At 62.1% G+C, this 19,937-nt stretch carries 21 protein-coding genes; 8 read left to right on the top strand and 13 right to left on the bottom strand.

Annotation, left to right across the window (positions count from 1 at the left end; genetic code table 11):
• Positions 1–8: 8 nt before the first annotated feature.
• Positions 9–962, bottom strand: a complete 954-nt coding sequence (locus tag HMPREF2967_RS01860) for an exopolyphosphatase (RefSeq protein WP_232770576.1) — start codon at positions 960–962, stop codon at positions 9–11.
• 29 nt (positions 963–991) lie between these two features.
• Here HMPREF2967_RS01860 and cobA point away from each other — a divergent pair, with 29 nt between their 5' ends.
• Entirely contained in the window at positions 992–1,720 is a 729-nt protein-coding gene (gene cobA, locus HMPREF2967_RS01855) for a uroporphyrinogen-III C-methyltransferase (protein WP_070684730.1), read from the top strand.
• 22 nt (positions 1,721–1,742) lie between these two features.
• On the opposite strand, the gene HMPREF2967_RS01850 is transcribed toward cobA, so the two are convergent.
• Genes HMPREF2967_RS01850 through HMPREF2967_RS01835 form a run of 4 tightly spaced genes read right to left on the bottom strand, consistent with a single transcriptional unit; the run spans position 1,743 to position 5,380 of the window.
• The gene (locus HMPREF2967_RS01850) at positions 1,743–2,759 is read right to left on the bottom strand and encodes a sulfite exporter TauE/SafE family protein (protein ID WP_070624423.1); all 1,017 of its coding nucleotides are present in this window, start codon (positions 2,757–2,759) and stop codon (positions 1,743–1,745) included.
• Positions 2,752–3,444 carry a sirohydrochlorin chelatase gene (locus HMPREF2967_RS01845; protein ID WP_070624422.1) on the bottom strand — a complete coding sequence of 231 codons (693 nt, stop codon included), beginning with the start codon at positions 3,442–3,444 and terminating at the stop codon, positions 2,752–2,754. The genes HMPREF2967_RS01850 and HMPREF2967_RS01845 overlap by 8 nt, the downstream gene beginning before the upstream one ends.
• Before the next feature lie 20 nt (positions 3,445–3,464).
• Positions 3,465–3,713 carry a hypothetical protein gene (locus tag HMPREF2967_RS01840; RefSeq protein ID WP_070624421.1) on the bottom strand — a complete coding sequence of 83 codons (249 nt, stop codon included), beginning with the start codon at positions 3,711–3,713 and terminating at the stop codon, positions 3,465–3,467.
• Positions 3,710–5,380 carry a nitrite/sulfite reductase gene (locus tag HMPREF2967_RS01835; RefSeq protein WP_070597284.1) on the bottom strand — a complete coding sequence of 557 codons (1,671 nt, stop codon included), beginning with the start codon at positions 5,378–5,380 and terminating at the stop codon, positions 3,710–3,712. Before HMPREF2967_RS01835 ends, HMPREF2967_RS01840 begins: the two co-directional genes overlap by 4 nt.
• Positions 5,381–5,609: 229 nt before the next feature.
• On the opposite strand from HMPREF2967_RS01835, the gene HMPREF2967_RS01830 reads away from it, so the two are divergent.
• The 3 genes from HMPREF2967_RS01830 (at position 5,610) to HMPREF2967_RS01820 (ending at position 8,433) form a co-directional block, all read left to right on the top strand.
• Positions 5,610–6,962, top strand: a complete 1,353-nt coding sequence (locus HMPREF2967_RS01830) for an FAD-dependent oxidoreductase (RefSeq protein ID WP_070684127.1) — start codon at positions 5,610–5,612, stop codon at positions 6,960–6,962.
• Between the two features lie 182 nt (positions 6,963–7,144).
• Positions 7,145–7,729: a hypothetical protein gene (locus HMPREF2967_RS01825; RefSeq protein ID WP_070530865.1), complete on the top strand. Its 585-nt coding sequence runs from the start codon at positions 7,145–7,147 to the stop codon at positions 7,727–7,729.
• A 41-nt stretch (positions 7,730–7,770) separates the two neighbouring features.
• The gene (locus HMPREF2967_RS01820; protein ID WP_070530868.1) at positions 7,771–8,433 is read left to right on the top strand and encodes a hypothetical protein; all 663 of its coding nucleotides are present in this window, start codon (positions 7,771–7,773) and stop codon (positions 8,431–8,433) included.
• 93 nt (positions 8,434–8,526) lie between these two features.
• Here the strand turns inward: HMPREF2967_RS01820 and HMPREF2967_RS01815 are convergent, their stop codons facing one another.
• From HMPREF2967_RS01815 to HMPREF2967_RS01805, 3 genes are read right to left on the bottom strand one after another with little or no spacing between them, the layout of a single operon-like run.
• Positions 8,527–9,156 carry a DUF2625 family protein gene (locus HMPREF2967_RS01815; RefSeq protein WP_070530870.1) on the bottom strand — a complete coding sequence of 210 codons (630 nt, stop codon included), beginning with the start codon at positions 9,154–9,156 and terminating at the stop codon, positions 8,527–8,529.
• A gap of 57 nt (positions 9,157–9,213) precedes the next feature.
• On the bottom strand, positions 9,214–10,581 hold the full coding sequence (locus HMPREF2967_RS01810) for a phosphomannomutase/phosphoglucomutase (RefSeq protein ID WP_070530873.1): 1,368 nt from the start codon (positions 10,579–10,581) through the stop codon (positions 9,214–9,216).
• Positions 10,582–10,629: 48 nt separating this feature from the next.
• Positions 10,630–11,073 carry a DUF3499 domain-containing protein gene (locus HMPREF2967_RS01805; RefSeq protein ID WP_083299235.1) on the bottom strand — a complete coding sequence of 148 codons (444 nt, stop codon included), beginning with the start codon at positions 11,071–11,073 and terminating at the stop codon, positions 10,630–10,632.
• Between the two features lie 93 nt (positions 11,074–11,166).
• Here HMPREF2967_RS01805 and HMPREF2967_RS01800 point away from each other — a divergent pair, with 93 nt between their 5' ends.
• Positions 11,167–11,637 (top strand): metallopeptidase family protein, encoded by a 471-nt coding sequence (locus HMPREF2967_RS01800; RefSeq protein WP_070530875.1) that lies wholly within the window; start codon positions 11,167–11,169, stop codon positions 11,635–11,637.
• Positions 11,638–11,765: 128 nt separating this feature from the next.
• Here the strand turns inward: HMPREF2967_RS01800 and HMPREF2967_RS01795 are convergent, their stop codons facing one another.
• The 3 genes from HMPREF2967_RS01795 to HMPREF2967_RS01785 form a co-directional block, all read right to left on the bottom strand.
• On the bottom strand, positions 11,766–12,014 hold the full coding sequence (locus HMPREF2967_RS01795) for a WhiB family transcriptional regulator (RefSeq protein WP_005528147.1): 249 nt from the start codon (positions 12,012–12,014) through the stop codon (positions 11,766–11,768).
• 489 nt (positions 12,015–12,503) lie between these two features.
• Positions 12,504–13,598 carry a mannose-1-phosphate guanylyltransferase gene (locus tag HMPREF2967_RS01790; protein WP_070684728.1) on the bottom strand — a complete coding sequence of 365 codons (1,095 nt, stop codon included), beginning with the start codon at positions 13,596–13,598 and terminating at the stop codon, positions 12,504–12,506.
• Positions 13,599–13,654: 56 nt separating this feature from the next.
• Positions 13,655–14,530: a glycosyltransferase family 2 protein gene (locus HMPREF2967_RS01785; RefSeq protein ID WP_070565257.1), complete on the bottom strand. Its 876-nt coding sequence runs from the start codon at positions 14,528–14,530 to the stop codon at positions 13,655–13,657.
• Between the two features lie 89 nt (positions 14,531–14,619).
• On the opposite strand from HMPREF2967_RS01785, the gene HMPREF2967_RS01780 reads away from it, so the two are divergent.
• Genes HMPREF2967_RS01780 through HMPREF2967_RS01770 form a run of 3 tightly spaced genes read left to right on the top strand, consistent with a single transcriptional unit; the run spans position 14,620 to position 17,763 of the window.
• Positions 14,620–16,272 (top strand): LCP family protein, encoded by a 1,653-nt coding sequence (locus tag HMPREF2967_RS01780; RefSeq protein ID WP_193629808.1) that lies wholly within the window; start codon positions 14,620–14,622, stop codon positions 16,270–16,272.
• Positions 16,273–16,317: 45 nt separating this feature from the next.
• A complete protein-coding gene (locus tag HMPREF2967_RS01775) occupies positions 16,318–17,016 on the top strand; it encodes a TIGR03089 family protein (RefSeq protein WP_070684726.1) in 699 nt (232 codons plus the stop codon).
• Positions 17,017–17,040: 24 nt separating this feature from the next.
• Positions 17,041–17,763 carry a sulfite exporter TauE/SafE family protein gene (locus HMPREF2967_RS01770; protein ID WP_070684725.1) on the top strand — a complete coding sequence of 241 codons (723 nt, stop codon included), beginning with the start codon at positions 17,041–17,043 and terminating at the stop codon, positions 17,761–17,763.
• Between the two features lie 88 nt (positions 17,764–17,851).
• Here the strand turns inward: HMPREF2967_RS01770 and HMPREF2967_RS01765 are convergent, their stop codons facing one another.
• On the bottom strand, positions 17,852–18,784 hold the full coding sequence (locus tag HMPREF2967_RS01765) for a type IV toxin-antitoxin system AbiEi family antitoxin domain-containing protein (protein WP_070684771.1): 933 nt from the start codon (positions 18,782–18,784) through the stop codon (positions 17,852–17,854).
• A gap of 156 nt (positions 18,785–18,940) precedes the next feature.
• Entirely contained in the window at positions 18,941–19,822 is an 882-nt protein-coding gene (locus HMPREF2967_RS01760; protein ID WP_232770575.1) for a LysR family transcriptional regulator, read from the bottom strand.
• Positions 19,823–19,937: the final 115 nt, after the last annotated feature.

Raw genomic sequence — 19,937 nt, 5'->3', positions numbered from 1 at the left:
GACTTCCTCTATTTCACGTCGTAGGCGGTCGCGGCATAACTGCGCGTAATCAACTGCAGCGCGCGAGCCAATTCCCCACAGGAGGTATCGGTGCTCGCCGCTGCGAACGAGTGGGGAAGGTTCGCCTCTTCCTGTCCCCATAAAACAACTTTCAAGGGTACCAAAGGCTCTTCCGCTTCAAACGGGTCATAGAAGATGTCCGTCGGATTTGTCTGCAGAATCGGCCCTAAGCCTTCCGCGTCGACGACGGTCCCTCCTAGCCCATGGACTGTCCACAGCGTGCCCGCCATGCGGGCAACGAGAGCGTCGAGGTGCACCCGCGTGCGCTCCTCCGAGAACGCATAGGGATCGGGTCCACAGCTGTGGATGATTCGGCCGCCTTCCACAAATTCACGCAACGCGCGCCCGGGGTTCGTCGTGGAATCGCGCTGCGGTGACAGCGCTTCCAGCTCGCGGTCCACGGCATCGGCAACGTCCTCCAGCCGGCGGGAGACCAACACCGGGTCTTCGCTTAACACCGCGCTCACCGCATGCACTGCCGTGATGGCGCGCACCGGTGAAATCCCTTCGGCCGTGGGAAGGGTGTCGATGACGACGGTGTCCTCGGGAGCATCCTCGAACTCATTCAGGAGAATCGTCGTCGCCCCTCGGCGCGCGGCGTCGTGCAGCGCGCGCTCTGCCCATGGGCTATCCCCCGCCACCACCACGACGTCGAGGGCACCGACAAAGAGCGGCAGCGATTCGCTGACCATGATGGGAACCTCAGCGGGCTCGGCTAGGCCCACGGCGACGTGGGCAGCGGCGCGGGAAACCTGGTCAGCGGCAAGGACGACGATGCTGCGCGGGCGCAGCCCACCCAGCACGCGAGCCAGCTCCGGTACGGCGGCGGCCACCACGCGAGCTTGCGCACCTTCGTGGGCGATGTCAAAGAAGCTCACGGATTCGGGATCATAGGAAGTCATAGGCCCGAGCATAGCTAGGATGAGTGGCCATGAGCATTCATCCGGTAGTCCTTGTCGGCGGCGGCCCTGGCGCGTGGGATCTCATCACCGTGCGCGGCATGCGGGCGCTGCAGGAAGCCGAGGTCATCGTGGCTGATCACCTCGGCCCCACCGCCCAGCTGGATAAGCTGTGTGATGTTGACGCCAAGGAGCTTATCGACGTCTCCAAGATCCCCTACCGCGCCCAAGTGGCCCAGGAGCGTATCAACGAGATTCTCATCGAGCACGCCCGGGCAGGCCGCCGCGTGGTGCGTCTGAAGGGCGGCGATCCTTATGTATTTGGTCGCGGCTTCGAAGAGCTCACCGCCCTTACCGCCGCGGGTCTCCCAGTGGAGGTCATCCCCGGCGTGACCTCGGCGGTGGCCGTCCCCGCGCTGGCAGGAACGCCGGTGACCCACCGTGGCGTCGTCCATGCCTTCACTGTAGTCTCCGGGCACCTGCCGCCAGGCCACCCCAAGTCCTTGGTGGATTGGGCAGCACTCGCGCGGTCTGGGGCCACGCTTTCGGTCATCATGGGTGTGAAGAACGCGGCGGCCATTGCCACCGCGCTGATCGACGCCTCCCTCTCACCCCACACCCCCGTGCGCATCATCCAGGAGGGCTCCCTCGATGGTGAGCGGGCCTTCCACTGCGAACTCGCCGAGCTAGGCGCAACCATGGAGGAGAACTCGGTGGCTCCCCCAGCGGTCATCGTTATCGGCAAGGTCGCCGGACTCTAGTCAACGCCAATACGGCACGTTCCTAGGATCGCGGCGAGCTCACTCCGACGGGTTCTGAATCCTCCGCTGGAGTGCCGGCCGGAAAGCCATCGCGTCCGGTCGGCTCCGTGGTTTCGACAACGCGGCTGCCGCCCCGCTGGGGCGCGGTGCTGGAACCGCTGTGCTCGTTTTCCTTGCCGCTAGCGCGGCGCGCACGGCGGGCATTTCCCCATACGGTCACCGCCACGCCCAGAACGAACGCGATGGACTGCACGATGAGAGTCTGCGGGTGCTGCAGGGCCCAACCCAGAGCTTTGGGGATGTTGAGCACCACGATGACCGTTCCTACGAATCCACCGAGGAGCGTGGGATTGATGCGGGAAATGAGCCACGCCGCAACCGGCGCAGTGATCGCCCCGCCGATAAGCAGGGCCACGACCGCGGCGGCGTTGGCCACGATTTCTTCCCAGAGGCCGACGATGAAGCCTGCCGTCGCGCCAAAGGTAACAAGGAATTCTGCGGTGTTGACGGTGCCGACAATGCGCCGCGGTTGTTCGCGGCCGACCGCCAACAGTGTCGAGGTGGAAATCGGGCCCCATCCGCCGCCACCCGAGGCGTCGACGAAGCCTCCCACCACGCCGAGGCCGGCGAGGAAAGGAGTCGAATGCGGCCGGGATTCTCGCGGTGCGGCGCTGCGCGTTCGCGAAAAGCGCCAGACCAGGTTGATGCCCAAGGCGATGAGGATGGCGGAGGTTACGGGCGCGGCTGCTTCCAGTGAGAGGTTGGACAGAACCGTCGCCCCGATGAAGGCAGACAGGCCTCCCGGCACACCGAGCTTGAGCACGGTGGGCCAGTGCACGTTGCCGAAGCGCCAGTGGCTGATTCCGGAGACCAGGGTGGTGCCGAGCTCCGAGGTGTGCACTACCGCAGAGGCTGTTGCCGGCCCCAGACCAGCCAGCAGCAGGATGGTCGTGGAAGTTACGCCAAAGCCCATGCCGATGCCGCCGTCGACAAGCTGCGCAGCAGCACCTGCCAGCGCGATGAGGATGAGGCTACGCATGGACCACCTCCGCATAGCGGTGCGACACAATTCCGGCGAGCGCCTCCCCCAGGGGCGGGAGCACACGCCTAGACTGGCCGCCGCCATCCCCGGAATCCGTGTCGAGGCGGTCTAGGAGCAGTCCTGGGCTCACGAAGAGCGGCACGACGACCTCCTGGCTCCCCTCCGAGCCCACGGGCCGGCGCTCGCCGCGCGTGGCAAAAGAGACCCGCGCCGCACAACCGGTGAGCTCTCCCACGCGCCTTGCTAGGTCAGCTACCGCTGCATTCGCTCGCTCATCGGAGGAACCGACGGAGTACACCACGACGGTATCCGTTCCTTCCGGCACCTGCTGCGCGAGCAGCCTGGCCATATCCTCCCCGGTGCCGAGGCCACGTGCTTGGCGGAGGGCGACTCCGGAAGCCGCGGAGGCCTGAGCCAGTGCGGCGGGAACGTCGACGCGCTGGTGGTAGCCCTCAGTAAACAGCAGGGGCACGACCACCGCCTCACGCACGCCTTGTTCAGCAAGGTTGCGCGCGGCCTCTTCGAGGGGAGGATCGTTGAACTCGAGGTGCGCGGCGGTGGCTGGCGCACCGGCAAGCTCGCCGGCAGCGCGGGTCAGGGCCGCCACGCTCGCCGCGGCCGCGGGATGGCGCGAGCCGTGCGAGAGGGTCAGCAGTGCGGTGGTGGAAGTCGGGGCTGTCATGGCTGGGCGGTGTCCTTTTCCTAGGCGGTGGCGGTGGAGTGGCCGCGGCGAGCGAGGGAGCGCTGCAAAGCCTCCGTTGAGGACACCGCCGGCGCGGGCGCTACCGGGGCATCGTCCTGTCCGTGGAAGCGTACGGAAAAGATGCGGAGGCACTCCTGACACTTCCACGCAAAGTCGTCTTCCTCGTCTGGGAAAAGATCAGTGCCGGCACAGTAGGGGCAGTACGCCGGGTGGTTGCGGTTGGGGTTGGGCTTGCGGCGGAAATTCATTGCAAGTCCTCCTCGTCCGCGCGTAGCACCCAGTGGCGGAACTGCTCGCCATCTTCGCGCTGCTCCTTGTATTTATTGACCAAGCGGATGACATAGTCGGGGACTTCATCGGCCACCACCTTGTGCCCGCGCAGCTTGCGGCCCCAGTCCGGGGATAGGCCGAGGGCACCGCCGAGGTGGACCTGGAATCCTTCGACGCGATTGCCATCGGCATCGGTCACGATCTGTCCTTTAAGCCCGATATCCGATACCTGCGAGCGCGCGCAGGCATTGGGGCAGCCGTTGAGGGCGATGGACAGCGGCACGTCGAGGTCACCGAGGGTATCTTCCAGGATGTCGACGAGCTCGATGGCGCGGGCCTTGGTGGTCACGTGGGCGAGCTTACAAAATTCCAGGCCGGTGCAGGAGATGACGCCGCGGCGGAACTCCGAAGGCTGGGAGTACAAGCCCGTCTCATCCAAAGCGCGGGACAGGGCGGGGATATCCTCTTCCGCGACGTCGAGGAAGAGAAGCTCCTTCATCGGGGTGGTACGGATGCGGTTGATTCCGAATTTCTCGGCCACGTCGGCGATGGCGATGAGCTGCTCGCCGGTGGCATGCCCCACAGTGGGCTTGACACCCACGTAGAACTTGCCGTCCCGCTGGCGGTGCACGCCGAGGTGGTCGCGGTTACCGGGGGCGATGGGGAGCGGGAGGCCGTCGAGAAGCGGCGCGTCCAGATACTCCTCTTCTAGGACCCTGCGGAACTTCTCAATGCCCCACTGCGCCACCAAGAATTTCAGGCGCGCGCGGTTGCGGTTTCGGCGGAAGCCATAGTCGCGGAAGATGCGCGCAACACCGGCCCACACCTCCGGGACGCGCTCAAGCGGGATCCACGCGCCAAGGGATTGCGAGAGCATCGGGTTGGTGGACAGGCCTCCGCCCACGAAGCAATCGAAGCCCGGCCCGTACTCGGGGTGCTCGGTGCCAACAAAAGCGATGTCCTGGATTTCGTGCGTCACGTCCTGCCGGGAGTTACCAGAAATGGCGGTCTTAAACTTGCGCGGGAGGTTGTGAAACTCCTCGCGCGGGAGATAGTTGTTCTTAATCTCCTCGATGGCCGGGGTGGCGTCGATAATCTCGTCGGCCGCCACACCCGCTACCGGTGAGCCAAGGATGACGCGGGGCACGTCGCCGCAGCCCAGCAAGGTATCCAAGCCGACGGAGCGCAGTTTCTCCCAAATAGCGGGGACATCTTCAATCTGAATCCAGTGCAGCTGAATGTTCTGGCGGTCCGTAAAGTCCGCGGTGGAACGGGCATAATCGCGGCTAATCTCGCCTACCGCGCGCAGCTTGGCGGGATCCGCGCGGCCCCCGTCGAAGCGCACGCGCATCATGAAGTATTCATCCTGCAGCTCGGCGTTGGTGAGCTTGGAGGTCATCTCACCGCCCAGGTTCTGGTTGCGCTGGGTATACAGGCCCAACCACTTAAAACGCGGGGCAAGATCCTCGGCGGGGATGGAGGAGAAGCCCTGCTTCGAGTAGACATCGATGACGCGCTGGCGCACGGCTAAAGCGTCGTCGGCCTGCTTGATCTCCTCGTCAGCGTTAAGCGGGGCGGTGCCGTCGATCTTCCACTGGCCTTCCGGTTTTTTCGTGCGTGGCTTTCGCTGTGTGGCGGTGGTCATAATCTGCTGCCTTTCGTCGGTTACTGAAAACCTACCGGTCTAGCCAAAACAGACAAAGCAGTCTTTTTTATTTTCGCCCGAATATGCAAAGCACGCTGGGTTTATGCCACAATGTTCTCCGAATGTAATTAGGCCCAGTTGCCCTACAGCAGACAAGCCGGTTCAATGAAACCCACGCTTGTTTAGACCTAAGCTTTCGTTAGTTACTACAACATTCCGAAAGGCCATCATGACCCAGCAGCCCCTGAAAGTAGCCGTCATCGGCGCCGGCCCAGCCGGCATCTACGCCTCCGACATCCTGGTGAAGAAGACCGGCGGCAACGTTCAGATCGATCTCATCGAGCAGATGCCAGCCCCCTTCGGGCTCATCCGCTACGGAGTGGCTCCGGACCACCCGCGTATTAAGGGAATCATTAACTCCCTGCACCGAGTGCTCGACACCGAACAGATCCGCCTTCTGTCCAACATCACTGTGGGCCGCGATGTCACCGTCTCCGAGCTTGAGGAATACTACGACGCCGTCGTCTTCGCCACCGGCGCCGTTGGTGACCGGGGCATGCAGATCCCGGGCTCCGATCTCGAGGGCGTCCACGGCGCCGGCGAGTTCGTCGGTTTCTACGACGGAAACCCGCGCTTCGAGCGCTCCTGGGACTTGTCCGCCACCGACGTCGCCGTGATCGGCGTGGGCAACGTGGGCCTCGACGTGGCCCGCATCCTGGCCAAGACCGGCGATGAGCTTAAGGAAGCCACCGAGATCCCCGATAACGTCTACGAGTCCCTGGCCAAGAATCAGGCCACCACCGTGCGAGTCTTCGGCCGCCGCGGTCCGGCACAGGCTAAGTTCACCCCGCTGGAGCTCAAGGAGCTCGACCACTCCCCCACCATCAACGTGGTGGTGGACCCGGAGGACATCGACTACGACGAGGCCTCCCTCAAGGCCCGCGAAGAGGCCAAGTCCTGCGATCTGGTGTGCCAGACCTTGGAGGGCTACGCCATCCGTGAGCCCAAGGATGCGCCGCACACCCTGCAGATCCACCTCTTCGAGCAGCCGGTGGAGTTCATCGGTGAGAACGGCAAGGTCACAGCAGTAAAGACCGAGCGCACTGCCCTCAACGGCGATGGCTCCGTCACCGGCACCGGCAAGTTCACCGAGTGGCCGGCACAGGCCGTCTACCTGGCCGTGGGTTACCGCTCTGATGCCATCGAGGGCGTTCCCTTCAATAAGCAGAAGAACGTCATCAACAATGACGGCGGCCACGTTGTCGACCTCGACGGTGACGTCGTGCCGGGCCTCTACACCACCGGCTGGATCAAGCGCGGCCCGGTGGGGCTCATCGGTAACACCAAGTCCGATGCCACGGAAACCATCGGCATGCTGCTTGCCGACGCCGATGCGGGCAACCTCTCCCACTCCCGCGAGGAGGACATCGTGGAACTCTTCAAGTCCAAGGGCTTGGAGCACCTGACCTGGGAGGGCTGGAAGAAGCTCGACGCCGCCGAGCGCGCACTGGGTGAGGCCGAGGGCCGCGAGCGCAAGAAGTTCGTCGAGTGGGAAGAGATGGTCACCCACTCTCGTGACTAAGGCGCACGCGCCGAGCACCTAACCGTGCATGTCTAAGACAAACACAGCGGGCGCGGGGAGGAAGCACACACGCTTCTCCCTGCGCCCGCTGTGCGTTTCGGGAGGCCCGCGCAGCCAATCGTTACGATGGTGGCGCGCTCGTCTTTATAATGAAGCCCACCCTCATACAAGGCGGATAAGATTTGACTTTCGAGATTGCATATAACCAGCCCACAGCGTTTTTCTGGCAAGACCTTGAATCCACCATCGCCACCGTCAAGAGCGACTTTGATCCGCTTTTTCTCAACTTCGTTGAAATTGACAAACCCGCTAAGCCACTATCAAATCTCGATCGAGTCTGGATCTTCCAAGAGCAAAACGGAATAACCGCGGTGAGCTATTCGCTCGACGAGTCAGATCGCCTGTTCCAGCTCCTCATTCACACACATGAAGAACTCGAACATCCGCCCCTAGGGATGGCGATTACGAAGACCGAGGTTTCCCGGCAATGGGTACTCATTGCTTACTCGAATCAGCTAGATGCGATGACGCGTTCCTACTCCCAACATTGGCTCGGGAAAGAGACCACCGAAGATTCAATGGCTCCCGACTTTCCAGTAAAAGCTCAAGATATGAACGAACAGCGCATTCTCGAATTCCTTGAAGAAAACGGCCTCGACGTTGCCATGTCTTCAGCTTCACCAAGAAGTGCACGATATTTCCTCGTCACAAACCGAGAACTGACTCTAGAGGAGTGGGAGGAATACTACTCTCGCATGGGAAACTGAGTTACTCTACAACCAACAATGGCACCAGCGACGGAGCAACAATGAGCACAGAACGAGTAATCATCCACCTCCCAACCACTCCAGCCGCGCCAGATGAGATCTACAACCTCGTGATCTCCGCTAGCCAGGCAGAAAACCACTTCTCGCAACAAGCTCTGCAGCTCTACCAATACCTCACCAAAGTATTAGCGCCACACAAGATAGCTGTGGAGCTCACCGGATCAAATTGCCTTGCCATCAGCGATTTCGACGACCACATCGCCCAGTTACTCCTATCCGTCAGCCCCGTGCTTTCCTACTTCGCAACGTTCACCGTCCTCGAGAACGAGCAGTTGGTGTGGACATTTGGTGATGAAAACTCAAACTTCACCACCGAAACGATGGAGTACCAAGCGCCTTGGGCTAGTCTCCGCAGCATTCCTTACTGGATTGATTACATCACTACAAATGCTTGGTCGCTAGCGAACCTCAATGTGGGAACCGATCCGCGGGATTTCCTGATCATCAGTGACAACACCAAAATTGAGCATTACATCCAGTGTTACTTCAGCCCAGACAGCAACAACTACCGCGTAGAAATGCGCCTCGGCGATGCTCTGCACCACTACTGGTGCGATAAGAACGACGCCGCAAGTGTCATCCAAGAACTCTCCACCTGGATGACTGCCCCCCCAACCACTCCACCGCTGGGTGGAACAAACTAGATATTTCATAGCTCACGTCTCAAGGTTGCACGTGTGGTGAAAGCAGTTTGAGTAAATTGAGCTGACCCGTGCCCACTTCTAGGCGGTGCAGTCCTACTTGGTGCCCAGTAGCTCCTGGATGCTGACGACCGACTTCGTCGCCTTACTCACGTCGCTGCCCTCGACAGAGGAGGGCGGCGGGTAGAGGAAAATGCCCTGCGTCAGTGCCAAGGACGCCACATCGTCCTGCCAGCCAGGCCAGCGCAGCCCCTCGAAGACCACATCGAGGCCGCCACCCAGCGCAGCAAGAAGGAAAGCCGAGTAGCCGCCACCAAGCCCATCCCATGTGAGGGTGTCAGGCCCGAAATAGCAGACCTCGCCGGGCGCAACACCCAGCGCACCGCCATCGATGGCGAATAGGCCGCCGAGGACATCATGCCCGACAATCAGCTCGCCGGGCGGCGCCGACATGTCGCCGCCCAACCCGTTAGCTTCCGCGATACTCGGCAGGTGTTCGCTGCCGCCGCCGTACAAACGTATCCAGCCGTGGTCGACGACGATACCGCCGGTGTGCAAAGCAACGGCTCCCATCGGTGATGCGGCGGTAACCTGCAGCTCCCACAGAGAGCGCCGCCCTCGCTCTGAGTCAATGGGCAGCACGACTGCATCAGATTCAGCCAGTGGCTTCTGCAAGTGGGGCCAGGCCGGTTCGTCGACGGCAATGAGGCTTTCGATGTCACGCATGGAGGCTCCTTCGCTTGTCATGTTCATGCCTTCAGCTGGAGGGGCGGTGGCGGTTTTCTAGGCGCGGATGATGCCGAGGACCTCGTCGACGATGGCCTGCACCTCATCAGCGGTCTTGGCCTCAACGTTGAGGCGCAGCAGCGGCTCAGTGTTGGAGGCGCGGACGTTGAACCACGCGTCGGTGCCCTTCAGCTGTACGGTCACGCCGTCGAGCTCGTCGACGGACTCAATCTTGTCCGCCAACTCATCGAGCACGCGCTGCGTCGTAGCCTTCTGGTCATCCACGGTGGAGTTGATCTCACCCGAGGCCTCATAGCGCGAGTACTGCGCCATGAGCTCGCTCAGCGGCTTGTCCTGCTCACCCAGAGCAGCCAGCACGTGCATGGCAGCGAGCATGCCGGAGTCCGCATTCCAGAACTCCTGGAAGTAGTAGTGCGCGGAGTGCTCGCCACCAAAGACCGCCTTCTCCTTGGCCATCTGGGCCTTGATGAAGGAGTGACCCACGCGGGTACGCACGGCCTTGCCGCCCTTCTCCGCGATGAGCTCCGGAACGGTCTTGGACGTAATCAGGTTATGGATGACGGTGGCACCAGGGAACTTATCCAGGTAGCGCTCCGCGACCAACGCACAGATGGCGGACGGGGACACCGGCTGGCCCTTCTCATCCACCACGAAGCAGCGATCCGCATCGCCGTCGAAAGCAAGGCCGATATCCGCCTTCTGTTCGACGGTGAACTTCTGCAGGTCCACCAAGTTCTTCGGATCCAGCGGGTTAGCCTCGTGGTTGGGGAAGGTGCCGTCGAGCTCAAAGTAGAGATCCCGAACGTCGAAAGGCAGGCCCTCAAAGACCGCCGGGACGGTGTGGCCACCCATGCCATTCGCGGCGTCGACAGCCACGACCAATGGGCGGGAGTTCTCCAGCGGCACCAGGCCGCGAAGGAATGCCGCGTAGTCCGGAAGAACCTCACGCTCAGTGACGGTGCCCGGCTCACCGTCGAAGGCCGGGGTGCCGTCGATCAGCATGTCCTTGATCTGCTCCAGCCCCGTCTCCTGCCCCACCGGAACAGCGCCCGCGCGGCAGAGCTTGATGCCGTTGTACTTAGCCGGGTTGTGGGAGGCGGTGAACATAGCGCCCGCGCAATTGAGGTGGCCGGCGGCAAAGTACAGCTCATCGGTGGACGTGAGGCCGAGCTGGATAACATCAAGGCCCTGCGCGGCAGCGCCCTCAGCAAAGGCGGCTGCCAGCTGCGGGGAGGACGGACGCATGTCGTGGCCTACTGCCACGGTGGTCTCCCCTTCCCCGCGGAGGATGGCGGCGTAGGCCGCTCCAGTATCGCGGACGAGGGTTTCGTCGATGTCCTCGCCCACCACGCCACGGACGTCATAGGCCTTGATCACTGCATTGAGCTGTTCACGAGTTCGCATAGCCCACAAGCATACCCCCGTCGGTCGCGGTAATCCGCGTGCGACGAACTAGTCGGCGTCCGGAACCACCGTCAGGTGAGCGCGGCGGCGCTGGCGGGCATCGTGGACGCGGCGGGTTCGGAACACGGGGTGGTTCGAATTCCGCGGATCCGCGCCGTCGAAAGTAGCGGAATAGTCAATGGGATCGGCGCCGGAACCAGCAGTGGAATCATCCACCAAGCCAGTGGTCACGCGCCCAGCCTCACGGACCGCCTCGGCGAGAGCTGTAAGGTCATCATCCTCATCGAGCTCGATGCGGTCAACGCGCACCATTTCCCATCCTTGCGGGGCGGTAATTCGTGCGCTGTGCTTTTCGCACAGATCCCAGGCATGGGGATCGGTTTCTTCGGAGAGCGGGCCCACGACGGCGGTTTGCTGCGCATAGGCATAGGTCAACGTCGCCACGGCGGGACGGCCGCAGCCGGGGCGGGAGCAATGGCGAGAGCTATTCACGGGCCCAAGTCTAAACCCTAACTTGAGATTTAGATAGTTCAGCGCGGCGCGTCTCGCCGCGAGCCCACCTCGATGCGGCTTAGACTAAGCCGCATGACCACGCCCCGCCCGCATATTCGCCCGGCCCGCCACCGCCATGGCCGTGGTGCCCGCGGACCGCTGTTGCCGCAGAATACGCCGCGCTACCGCAGCAGCGCCGAGCGCTTCGACATGGCCGCGCTCGAGGCCTACGCCCCCATTCACAATGCCTTTGCCGAGCAGCTCACCGGACTCGATCTCGCCGTTGATACCGTGCCCCGCATGCGCCTCTCAGTTGATATGACTGTGTTGCCGGATGAAATCATCGCCGATGGCCCTGTTCCGCTCGGGCGCATCGTCCCGGCGGGCGTGGATTCCAAAGGCCAACCCACGCGCGCCCGACTCGTCATTTTCCGCATGCCCGTGGAGGAGCGCGTGCACTCCGCGCAGGAGCGTGAAGAGCTACTGTCCACGGTGCTAACCGCTCTGGTGGCCAATTACCTCAACGTCGATCCCGGTGATATCGATCCGCGTTTTACTTGGTAAAGGCTAGGGGTGCAGAGCGACCCTGCCCTAAAACCACTTCTCCCCCTCACCGCCGAGACCCGAGCCAAATGACATAGGACTGTGCAGTGAGGGGGAGCACTGATGCTGGTTAGTAGCTGCTTTGAGCTCTAACCAATCTCACGCTTGAGGCGGCGACGCTCACGGTCCGAAAGCCCGCCCCAGATACCGAAGCGCTCGTCATGCTCCAAGGCATACTCGAGGCATTCATCACGCACCGCGCAGGCCTGGCAGATGCGCTTGGCCTCGCGGGTAGATCCTCCCTTCTCCGGGAAGAATGCTTCTGGATCCGTCTGGGCGCACAGCGCCTGGTCTTGCCACTCCTGCTCGACGGCACCAAAGAGTTCATCGAGCGACATCTCTGCAGCAGCACCGCCACGGAGAATAGCGCTGTTATTCGTTGTATTGTCCACGCCGCTTCCTTTCTCCGAGGTCGTTTCTCTCTTGATTCGATGGCACCGACCCTACACCGAAAAGATTTTCCGGTGCCGTGCCCGCCGTGCCGTTGATTACACTGATGTCATTTCACACCGAATCACTAAATATCGTCAACCTGTCGCGGGAGATTTTTCGGCGGCTCCAGCGAAAACGCTGTACATCATCCTCAACTTTCACATCCGTCACAGTTTACCTATCTAGGGGGCAATCATCGGGGGTACTACATGTAGTGGCCACCCCCAACCCTGTGAACAATTCTAAGGTTGCTTCGGCGTGTCGCCACCCAGTTGGACAAAACACATGGATCTCAATCGCACCATGAAAACCATGCGTCACGCCCAAAAGATACGGAAAGCACCGAGAAGGTTCCTTCCTCCTCGGTGCCTTGTCCTCCTTTTACGGCGCAGCGCTTAGGCGTCGGAGCTGAAACGCACGCCAGCGTCCGGAATGCTCACACCCGGGAAGACGCGCATGCCGCCCTGCAGTTCGCAACGCGCGCCAATGGTGGCGCCTTCACCAATAACGCAGCCATCGATATGCGCGTTGGCACCGATGTGCGCGCCCGAGGCAATGATGGAGTTATTAATGATGGCACCCGGCTCAATGGTCACGCCATCGAAGACCACCGTGCCGTCCAGACGCGACCCCGCCCCAATGACAGACCCGCGGCCCACAGCCGTACCCGACAGCAACAGCACGCCACCGGCAATACCCGCGGACCCATCCACCACGGACTCGCCCGTGCGGCCCACCAGCAACGGTGAATGTGCAATGCCGCGCACCAAATCGGAGGAACCGCGGACGAAATCATCCGGGCGGCCCATGTCGCGCCAATAGGAATTATCCACGTGACCAACAACTAGGCGGCCGGACTCCAGCAGCTGCGGGAAGGTCTCGCGCTCCACGGAAACCACGCGGCCCTCCGGGATGGTCGCAATAACATCCTTCTTGAACACGTAGCAGCCAGCGTTAATCTGGTTCGTCGGCGGATCCTCGGTCTTCTCCAAGAAAGCGGTCACCCGCCCGTTGGAATCCGTCGGGACGCAGCCAAACGCGCGGGGATCGGCAACGTTGAGCAGGTGCATCGTCACGTCGGCATCCTTCGAGTGGTGAGTATCGAGGATGCCGTTGAGGTCCATACCGGATAGAACGTCACCGTTGAACACCATGACCGTATCCTGGCGCAGCTTGTCGTAGACATTGCGGATACCGCCGCCCGTACCCAGCGCGGTTTCCTCCACGACGTACTCGATCTCCAGACCCAGATCTGAGCCGTCCCCGAAGTACTCCTCAAAAACCTCCGCCTTATAGGAGGTGGAGAGCACCACGTGCTCAATCCCCGCGTCCTTGATGCGGGCGAGGAGGTGCTGAAGGAATGGGTAGTTGGCCGTGGACAGCATCGGCTTCGGTGTGCCAATCGTCAGCGGGCGCAGGCGAGTGCCGCGACCTCCCACCAGAATGACGGCATCGGCCGTCGATCCCCACTGGGGCGCTGATTCAGTCATATCGTTCCTTAATCTCTTTTCAGATAAGCCACCGTTAGTGTATAGGCGCACCTAGCTCAGGAGCCGTCGCGGCACGCGCTTAATACCAGCCCACGTACGCGCAGCCCCAGCCACAAGGCCACGCGCAGGGGCGCTTGGTACCAGTGCGGGTGCCTGTCCGCCTGGAAGCGATAGGCCGAATCATGGTGCGCGCGCAGCATTGCGCCGCGGTGCGCCTGCGTCGAATGGCCTTTGGCGTGGGTAATCACCGCCGTGGGGCAGAAGATATTGCGCCAGCCGGCGCGGACGAAGCGGTCACCTAAGTCCACATCCTCCAAATACATGAAGTAACGCTCATCAAAGCCGCCAATCTGTGCAAAAGCCTCCCAGCGCACCAACAGACAGGAGCCGGATAGCCAGCCGGCGGGGCGCTCGCTGTCCATGTCGGCGTCATCGCGGTAGGCGCGCGACCACGGGTTGGAGGGCCAGATCGTTCCGAACAGCGCATGGCCAATTCCCGTGAGCAACGTGGGCACTGCGCGCGCCGAAGGATAGTTACTGCCGTCCGGCTCCACGATGCGCGGCCCCACCGCCGCGGCATCCGGGTGACGGCGTGCGCACGCAATCAGCTCATCCAGGGAGCCTTCGCTAAAGGTCACGTCCGGGTTGGCGATGAGGAAAAATTCGTCATCGACCCCACGCGCACGCACAAAGCGCGCGCCGGCATTCATCCCCGCGCCGTAGCCGATGTTGCCGCCGGTATCGAGGAATTCCACGTCCACGTGTTCCCGCGCGGCGGCTTCCGGCACCCCGTCGGTCGAGCCGTTGTCGGCAAGGATGGTGAGGGTAGGGCGGGACGTCGCCAAGCGCAGCGATGCCAAGAAGTCGCTGAGGTAACGGCCAGGAGAAAAGGTCACGGTGACCACGGCCAGGGGTTTCTGTAAATTCTTCACGATGAATCTGAGCGTACCCAACGCCAACGCGCGCACGCGCCCGCGACACTGCTTCACGTTTTTGCAGCGAGCTCACCTAAACTAGTCCCGTGACTTCCCCGAACTCCCCGCGCGCCGCCCGCCATATCCAGGCCGCGCCCTCGCAGTCCGCGCCCACCGCCCAACGAGGATCGACGCCGGTGAAAGCCATCGTCGCTTTCTTGTCCGCCGTTGTCCTCGTGGTCTCCGGCGTGGGTTACTTCACCGTGGGCAAGCTGGGAAATGACATCTCCTCTGCGTCGAACCTGGCACTGGGTAACCAGGGTGGTTTCAAGGACAGCAGTCTCGATGGCGCGGTCGATATCCTGCTCGTGGGCAAGGACTCCCGCACCGATGCCAAGGGGAATCCGCTTTCCGAACAGGAGCTGGCAGATCTGCATGCCGGCGTGGACGAAGGTGAGGAAAACACGGACACCATCATGGTGATCCGTATTCCGAACGACGGCTCGCGCGCGACTGCCGTGTCTATCCCGCGCGATACCTATGTCCACGACAGCGAGTTCGGAAACACCAAGATCAATGCTGTCTTCGCGCTCCACAAGTCCGCCAAGATGGAGGAGCTCCAGCAGGAGAACGCTGAAGCTGAGGCAGCAGGTAAAAAGCCTCCCTACACGGAGAAGGAGATGGAGAAGGAGAGCACGGAGGCCGGCCGTGCTGGTCTCATCTCGATGGTGCGCACGCTCACGGATGTCAGCGTTGATCACTACGCTGAGGTGGGGCTCTTGGGCTTCGTGCTGCTTACCGACGCCGTCGGGGGCGTCGACGTCTGCCTCAACAATGATGTGGATGATCCGATGTCCGGGGCGAAGTTCCCGAAGGGGCGCCAGACCCTCAAGGGCTCCGAGGGCTTGTCCTTCGTGCGCCAGCGCTACGACCTGCCGCGCGGCGACCTCGACCGCATCGTGCGCCAGCAGGCCTACATGGCCTCGCTGACCTCGAAGGTTTTGGATTCGGGAACGCTGACGTCCCCGGGCAAGCTCAACAAGATCGCCGATGCCGTGGAGCGCTCCGTTGTCATCGATGATGGCTGGGACATCATGGGATTCGTCACCCAGCTGGCCGGACTGGCCGGCGGCAACGTGACGTTTACGACGATCCCGGTGACCTCCATTACCGGCGTGGGTGACTATGGCGAATCGGTGGTGACCATCGATACCGCGGAGGTCCACCGCTTCATGGATGATCTGGCCAAGTCCCAAGAGAAGGCTGAGGAAGAAAAGAAGTCTGAGGATGCCCCAACCGACCAGGAAGGCGAAGACGGCGAAAAGCCCGTGGCCGAGGACCTCAACCTCCACGTCCTGAACGCCGGCACCGTCGACGGCATGGCCGGCGGAATCGGCGCGTGGTTGAAGAACGTGGGCTACACCGTTGAGCGCACCGCCAATGCGCAGTCGGGCCTGTATACCGAGTCCCAGATTGTGGCCGCGGATGCCAACGATGAGCGCGCCCAGGCCTTGGCTGAGCAGCTCGGTGGCCTGCCGGTCACGGCCAACGAGGAGCTCGAGCCGGATACCTTCATCGTGGTGGCTACCGATGACTACTCCGGTCCGAAGGACGACTCCGCGCAAGAAGAGGAGGCTACCGCCGAGACGAGCGAAGGCGGCGACACCCAGCAGGTGGGTACTCCGGGCGATGACTTCGGTACCGCCGAGGTGGCACCGGAAATCGACGCCGGCGGCGACGGCCCGCGCTGCGTGAATTAAGAGCGTCGTGGCGGGCTGAGCGCCCGCCACCTACGATGGGCGGACATGGAACTCCTTCAGCATCTCTTGTCCGCCGATGCCTCCGCTCCCCGCCTCAGCGTCTACAACGAAGCTGACGGCACCCGCATGGACTTCTCGGCGCAGACGCTGGAGAACTGGACCTCCAAGATTGCCAACATGCTGCTGGAAGAGCTCGACCTTGAGCCCGGCACCGATTCCCGCATCCTCATCGGCCTTCCGGTGTCGTGGCAGGCAGCGGTCATTGCGCTTGGGGCACTAGCCGCGGGCATCCCCTTTGACATTACGGATGGTGCGGCTGCCCCAGAGCCGCACGCCGATGATGTCGCCGTAGTTTTCACCTCCCCGGAGGCCTACCTCGAGGCCACCGCCGGCTCGGCTTCTACCCCACTGGTCGACACGGTGCTGGTCACGCAGGATCCTTTTGGCCGCGGCGTGGTTGAAAGCGGCGGCGAGTTGCCGCTCGGCACCATCGACTTCGGCCCCACGGTGCGCTTTTATGGCGATCACTTCTATGGTTCCACCACTCCGCTTCCGGAGCTTTTCCCCACCGAGTTGGGCGCTGAGCGCGTGCTGTCTCCAGGGTGGAGCGACACCGCCTCCTTCCAACGTGCTGTGTTAGAGCCACTGGCTGCGGGTGGCTCGGCCGTCATCGTGTCCGGATTGTGCTCGGCGGACCGCTTGGAGGAAATCGCGGCCAACGAGAAGGTCACTGTCCGCGCTTAAAGCTTGTCGTGAGATAGTAGAGCGATGTTCAGCTGGCTCTACGTCTTCATCGGTCTGCTCATCCTCGTGGGCACAATCTGCCAGGGAACCATCGGATTCGGCCTAGGCACCATCGCCACCCCAATCTTGGCGCTGATTAAGCCGGAGCTCGTTCCCACGCTCATCTTGTTGCTGGCCTTCGTCATTTCAACCACGACAATGCTCAAGTCACGCTCAGCGGTGTCGTGGGACATCGTGGCCATTTCCTCCATTGCGCGAATACCCGGCTCCCTGCTCGGTGCATGGGCCATTGCCTCCCTCTCCCACCGCGGGCTCTCCCTTTTCATCGGCTGCGCCGTCATCTTTGCCATGACCTTGTCCAGCCTCGGCTGGTCGCCGAAGCGAACCACCACCAACATCGCGGTGGCGGGCGTTGCCTCTGGGTTCCTGGGTACGTCCACCTCCATCGGTGGTCCGCCGATGGCGTTGGTCTTAAAGGGCTACGACCCCGCCCGCATACGCGGCACCCTGTCGGGCACGTTCATCATTGGCTGCGCCATCTCGCTGGCGATCTTGGCCTTAAGCGGGCAAATCACCAGCCTGCAGCTCACCGCGGCCGCGGCCTACCTGCCGGTAGCCATCGTGGGCCTCATCGCTGCCGGATACCTCAACCGATTCATCAACGCCACGGTGCTCAACCGCATCGTCATCATCGTGGCCATCAGCGCGGCTGTGGCGCTCATTGTTGAGGGGCTGGTTGCTGCCTAGCGTCCGCGGCCTACTGCCAGGACCACGCTCCACACTGCCCGTTCTGCCAAAGTTCTCGCCTCCGACTCAAGATCTGTCAATAACTTTGTCAACTAGGGCAGTCGGGCGGCTGCGGGACGTCGGGCGGCTCAGGCGGGTCCGGTGGCAGATACCCCAAGTGCTCGCTGTATTCCCAGGGCTTTGGCTTGGGCGGCAACACTCCCTCATGCCAGAAGCCGATGAATTTGAAGTAGCGCTTCTCGAAGTCCGGATTCCTGGCATTGGCTATCTGGTCGATGACATAGTCCAGATGATGTGCCACGCAATGACCTGTGTAGCGCAACGTGAGCCACCCAATCAGCGCACCCTCGTTGTTCTTCCAATGGTCTCGTAGCCATGCCTCTCGCTGGGAATGGAATTTCATCCCGTTGATTTCTACCGCAACCTTGAGCTCTGGGAGCACGATGTCCCAGGTGTAGTGGCCGATAACAACGTTGCACTCAACTTTGAGCCCACGCCTCTTCAGTCCCTTCGCCACCTTGACCTCCGCACCGGAATCCGTGAACAGGGCGGCTTGCTCCAGCATCCGTTGGCTTGCAACAGGGATGACATTGAGTGCTTCGCGGTGGCTGTCCAAGCGAGCACGCCCCGACTTAGAAGAATAGATAGATTCGAAGACGCGAATCCCCTGATCAGGACTAACGGACTTCATAGCGACAAGAGGATTAAGAATCCGGATCCCCGACAAAGTGACAAAACTAGTGACGCTCACCCGTGAATGCACATAAAAGGTCGATGCCGGCATTCGCTCCACGCTGGCGAGCCTCAGCGGAAAAGTGACAGGCTCGCCAAGGAGTACCTGGGCAGCCGTTGTACCTGTCGCCTTAAGGTATGGACGGTGCTCCTGCAACAGCTTCAAAAGCTCTAAAGGCTCGGGCCTGCCCCAGACGTAGATTCCCTTGGCGATTCTCGCAATCTCCCCACGGCTCACGCGAGTTGCAAGCGCGCCTTTAGATAGGCCGCGCACAACGCCATGGTTCATGTCATTCCCCCCGGAAAGTTTGGCCTCCACGCTAACATGGCGCCCCGCCACATGCCGAGCAACTGCCCGTTCTGCCAAAGTTATAGCCTCTGATTCAAGATCTGGCCTGATTTTTGGCAACAACGACAGTTATGCCCAATGCAAACTAAGCAGACCCTAGCGAAGCGACCCCTCAATAAAACTGCGGAACCGCCGAGCAATCTGCTCTATCTCCTGCCCCGCGAAGTGGCCCGGGGACCATGCCGCCACCAGTGGCACACCGCCCAGCGCGCGCTCGCCATCAACGACATCAAAGCCCACCAGCCGCGCCGGCTGCAGCTCCGTCATTAAAGCTACAGCTCGCCCGGCACGCGCCAAGGCGCATAACGTCGCCGTATCATCGCACTCCACGTGCGAACCTAAGGCGTAGCCGGCCGTGCCTACGAAGGAATCCACCACCCCGCGGGACACGCTGCGCCGCGAGGGCAACGCCACATTTTCCTGCAGCAAGCGCTCAACCTCCACGCTTGTCGAACCCGCGCATTCCAGCGCCAGCGGGTGCGTCGGCGGCGCCCAGGCGCGCACCGGAATCGTGCCCAGCGGCAAGGAAGCCACGTCATTGCCCGGCGGGATGGTAGCAATCACCATGTCGGCGGTTCCTTCCAGAGCGTCGAAGACGTCGTAGTGCGAGACCGGAGTCGTCGTAAGCAGAGGAATCGACGAGCCGGCGGCCTCTATAAACGGAGCGAGAAGCGTCGACATCGTCGTCGGCGTGGCCGCCACGCACAGCGCCGGAATTCTGCCAGCCCGAAGTGCCTCCACCGCCTGCCCGGCGCGCGCGGATGCAGCGAGGAGGCGGCGGCAGGTAGGGATGAGGGCATGCGCTGCGTCGCTCAGCACAAGCGCAGATCCAGCCCGCACGAAGAGCTCAAGGTCCAGCTCCTTTTCAAAGCGCCGCAGTTGGCGGCTCAGCGCCGGCTGGGTAATTCCGAGGCGTGAGGCGGCAGCGGTCACCGTCCCGGCCTCAGCCACCGCGAGGAAATATTTGGCCTTCACCATGTCCATTCCCCTACTTTTACCAGCCCCCATGCCCTATATGCATGGCTTTAGAGCTTTAGCAACATTAGACAACATGACATCATCAAAGAATAGTGAGACCACTACCACAACGAAG

The sequence above is a fragment of the Corynebacterium sp. HMSC059E07 genome (genome assembly GCF_001814395.1).
Lineage (GTDB): Bacteria > Actinomycetota > Actinomycetes > Mycobacteriales > Mycobacteriaceae > Corynebacterium > Corynebacterium hesseae.
This window is presented reverse-complemented; position numbering and strand designations above follow the sequence as displayed.